Annotated in this window: 3 protein-coding genes and 1 pseudogene; 1 reads left to right on the top strand and 3 read right to left on the bottom strand. The window is 62.3% G+C overall.

Going from position 1 to position 3,201, the window contains the following annotated elements; all coding sequences use genetic code 11:
* Positions 1 to 79: 79 nt before the first annotated feature.
* The 3 genes from HP499_RS22595 to HP499_RS22585 all read right to left on the bottom strand — a co-directional run bounded on the left by HP499_RS22595 (position 80) and on the right by HP499_RS22585 (position 2,039).
* A complete protein-coding gene (locus HP499_RS22595) occupies positions 80 to 850 on the bottom strand; it encodes a VOC family protein (RefSeq protein WP_172326316.1) in 771 nt (256 codons plus the stop codon).
* Positions 847 to 1,629, bottom strand: a complete 783-nt coding sequence (locus HP499_RS22590; RefSeq protein ID WP_172326315.1) for a VOC family protein — start codon at positions 1,627 to 1,629, stop codon at positions 847 to 849. Before HP499_RS22590 ends, HP499_RS22595 begins: the two co-directional genes overlap by 4 nt.
* A gap of 185 nt (positions 1,630 to 1,814) precedes the next feature.
* Entirely contained in the window at positions 1,815 to 2,039 is a 225-nt protein-coding gene (locus HP499_RS22585) for a DUF3073 domain-containing protein (protein WP_011776148.1), read from the bottom strand.
* Positions 2,040 to 2,281: 242 nt separating this feature from the next.
* On the opposite strand from HP499_RS22585, the pseudogene HP499_RS22575 reads away from it, so the two are divergent.
* A pseudogene (locus tag HP499_RS22575) lies at positions 2,282 to 3,201 on the top strand (hypothetical protein); the annotation flags it as partial.

The raw sequence follows: 3,201 nt of genomic DNA, 5'->3' as shown, positions 1-3,201 counted from the left end.
CATAAAGGGAGCGGCCGGGCAGTGATGAACTGCCCGGCCGCTCTTTTTTGCTACGTGGTTCTACGTCTGGATCGTGGTTCTACGTCTGGATCAAGCTCAGGATTCCGCCCTGCGGATCCTGAATAGTGGCCAGCGAGCCGGTCTCAGGCTTGCCTTCCGGCTCGACCAAGAGCTCTCCCCCTGCAGCCACCGCGGCCTCTGCGGCCTTGCGCACGTCCGCGACGCCGAAGTAGATCTGCCAGGCAGCGTCCTCGTCTTCATCGGCAGGAACAATGCCGGCCACCTCGTCACCGTTGACCATCAACGTGCTGTAGCTGCCGCCGTCGTCCTGCGGGTATTCGGTGACTTCGTGACCAAAAAGCTCCTGAAAGAACGCGACGGCGGCCTGCGGCTCAGGCGTCAGCAGTTCAGCCCACGCCAACGCTCCAGGCTCATTGAACAGGTGGCTTCCCACGTGTGTCCCGGCCTGCCAAATACCCGTGGTTCCACCGCCGGGCGGTTCAATGAACGCCAGGACGCCCGTGTCCGCGACCGGCTCAGGACCAAACTGGAGCTTGCCTCCCGCATGAACGGCGTCATCGGAAATTTCCTCAGTATCAGTGGCGGCGATATAGATGTTCCATTGGCCCTGCGTTCCGGCCGCCTCCTGCATCGGGTTCTGCGGGGCGATCACCGCCACCAACTGATCCTTGACGAACGCCTGCGCATAGCTGCGGCCGTCCGGAGTGGGCAGGTCCTTGAAGCTCCATCCGAAAACGTGCTGATAAAAATCCTTGGCCGCGGCCACATCCCGGGTCTGCAGGTCAGCCCAGCACGGCTCACCGCTGGCGTAGTGCTTGCGTGAAGTCATGCTGCCAAGCCTGTCATGATGCTGAACGCCGCGCCTGCAGGGTCCATGAGGACTGCCATGCGACCGACTCCCGGCACATCGAACGCGGGGGCGATGACGTGGCTGCCCAGATCAACGGCCTGCTCCACGGTGGCATCGATGTCCTCCACGTTGAAGTACGTCATCCAGAACGGCGACAGACCTTCGATGGGTAACTTCAGCGCACCCGCAATCCGCTTTCCATCAACCAGAAGGCTCGTGTACTCCTGCAGGTCACCGGCCGGCTCGGTTTCGCTGGTGCAGCCGGTCACCGCCTCGTAGAATGCCACGGCCTTGGGGACATCGTTGGTCTGCAGTTCATTCCAGATCATGGTTCCAGGCTCGTTGATCAGCCCCGATCCCGGATGGCTTCCGGCTTCCCAAAAACCGATCTGCGCTCCGGTGGGATCTGTGGCGAAGAACATACGCCCTGAACCGTTTGGAACAGTGTCAGGAGGGAAAAGAAGGGCTCCGCCGGCAGCTTCCACTCGCCCGGCGGCCTCGTCAGCGGAGTCAACTGCCAGGTAGTTGGCCCAGTAGGAGGGCATCCCCTCCGGGGCATCGGGCATCTGCTGCATCATGCCGGCAACGTAGCGCCCCTTGAGTTTGGCCATGTAATAGGTCATGCCATTCCCGGCGTCCATGGCATCCAGCTCCCACCCAAAGAGGTCACTGTAGAACTTCCGGGAAACCTCGATGTCAGTGGAGGAAAGGTCCACCCAACAGGGCGTCCCTTGCTTATAACTGTCAGCCTCCGGCATGGTGTTCCTTTCGATGCGCTCGAAACTCCAGCCTACGCAAAAAAGGGCCCCCAGGGTACGCCAATGAATGGCGTGCCCCGGGGGCCCTTTTCAAAAAGATAAACGGCATCCGAAAATGCGCGATGACCTTGAAGTACGACGGCGGTCCGCAACTCAGTGCCTACGGCACCTGTTGGTTGCGACAGCTATCCGATCCGGCGGGTGTCAACCTCGTCGTCATCATCTTCCGCGTACTTATCCTCATAAGCCGAATAGTCCGGCTCCGGAGGATCGTCGGGGAAGTGGCTCTTGACACGACTGGACGGACCCGTGAGCTCCCGCTCAAGTGCCGAATAGTCAGTGTTCGGGGAGTAGTACTTAATATCCCGAGCCTGCTTGGTAGCTTTTGCCTTTTGACGGCCGCGCCCCATGGCGTGACCCCCTTTTGTACTTGGACCGGAGGTGGTCACCTTGGCTATCGGTGAGGCCCCGGAATGTTTGGTCAATTTGTCGTATGTCTAGATTACATGCTTTCAGGGGTACCCGCGCGCCACCACAACCCCGCGTCCGGCCGAACTCCTGCCAAAACCACGGCCGAACACCCCCTCGGGGCCCAAAAATTGGGTAGAGTCTGCCTCAATGCGGCGTCACGGCAGGAAGGCACACCCGGAAAATGAGCCAGGACAACACTCCACCACGCGATGGTTCCCCACGCGACCAGGACAAGGACGGGGTGCCTCCCGCGCCCAAAACCGGACCCGCCGGCGCTGATACTCCGGCATCCGGGACGGGCGGGCAAACGGACCGGGCATCAGGCGGCCAGCAGCCCGAGCAACCGCCCGCGACCGGACCCGACAAGCAACCTGAGCCCGGGGTTGGGCAACAACCCGTCTGGGGACAGCAGCCTGGAATGGTTGCGGGACAAGCTCCTGGCCTGCCGGACCCGGAACGGGCCGCCGCAGCCCCGCACCAGCAGGATGGCTCCCCAAACCAGCAAACCCCGCCAGCGCCCTGGGCATCTCCGTCGGGACTACAGCCGGATCCTGCACCCGAACTCGACCCCGACTTCGTTCCGGACCCGGGCACCCAGCCGGATCCGGCCATGCCACCGTCTGGCGGGCAGGCCCCTACGTACGCCAGCGCGTATCCGGGTCAGCAGCCATACCCGGGGCAGGAGCCGTATCCGGGCCAGCAGCCATATCCGGGTCAGGATGCACCACCAGAGCCGAACGGTGATCCGGTCAAGCGCCAACGCTTGGTCATCGGAGGCATCGTGGTTGGCGTGCTTGTTCTCATAGGCGTGGTGATTTGGGTGCTGCTGAATCTCCTGGGAACCCGCCCCGAAGCTGCCGTCACCACTCCGAGTGCCACAGCTACCCCGGGGCCGCTCCCCCGTGATGCAAATTCAAAGGACTTTCAAGTAGGTGACTGCTTCGCCGACTTTGATCCAAATGCCAGCGAGGCACGTGCAGTAGCCTGCGATACCGAACACTCAGCGCAGCTCATTGGAATTCACGTGTACCCGGGCGACGATTCCTTCCCGGGGACCAACGCCCTCCGGGAAAAGGGTCGGGAGGTGTGCAAGGCGGCGGT

It is taken from the genome of Paenarthrobacter sp. CM16 (assembly GCF_013179505.1).
In the GTDB taxonomy this organism is placed as follows: domain Bacteria; phylum Actinomycetota; class Actinomycetes; order Actinomycetales; family Micrococcaceae; genus Arthrobacter.
Note: the sequence above shows the minus strand (reverse complement) of the source record. Positions and strands in the feature narration are given on the sequence as shown.

Bases quoted from the DNA above. Each gene is read 5' to 3' on its own strand.
- HP499_RS22590 (WP_172326315.1), bottom strand. From the start codon at position 1,629: ATGCCGGAGGCTGACAGTTATAAGCAAGGGACGCCCTGTTGGGTGGAC.
- HP499_RS22595 (WP_172326316.1), bottom strand. From the start codon at position 850: ATGACTTCACGCAAGCACTACGCCAGCGGTGAGCCGTGCTGGGCTGAC.
- HP499_RS22585 (WP_011776148.1), bottom strand. From the start codon at position 2,039: ATGGGGCGCGGCCGTCAAAAGGCAAAAGCTACCAAGCAGGCTCGGGAT.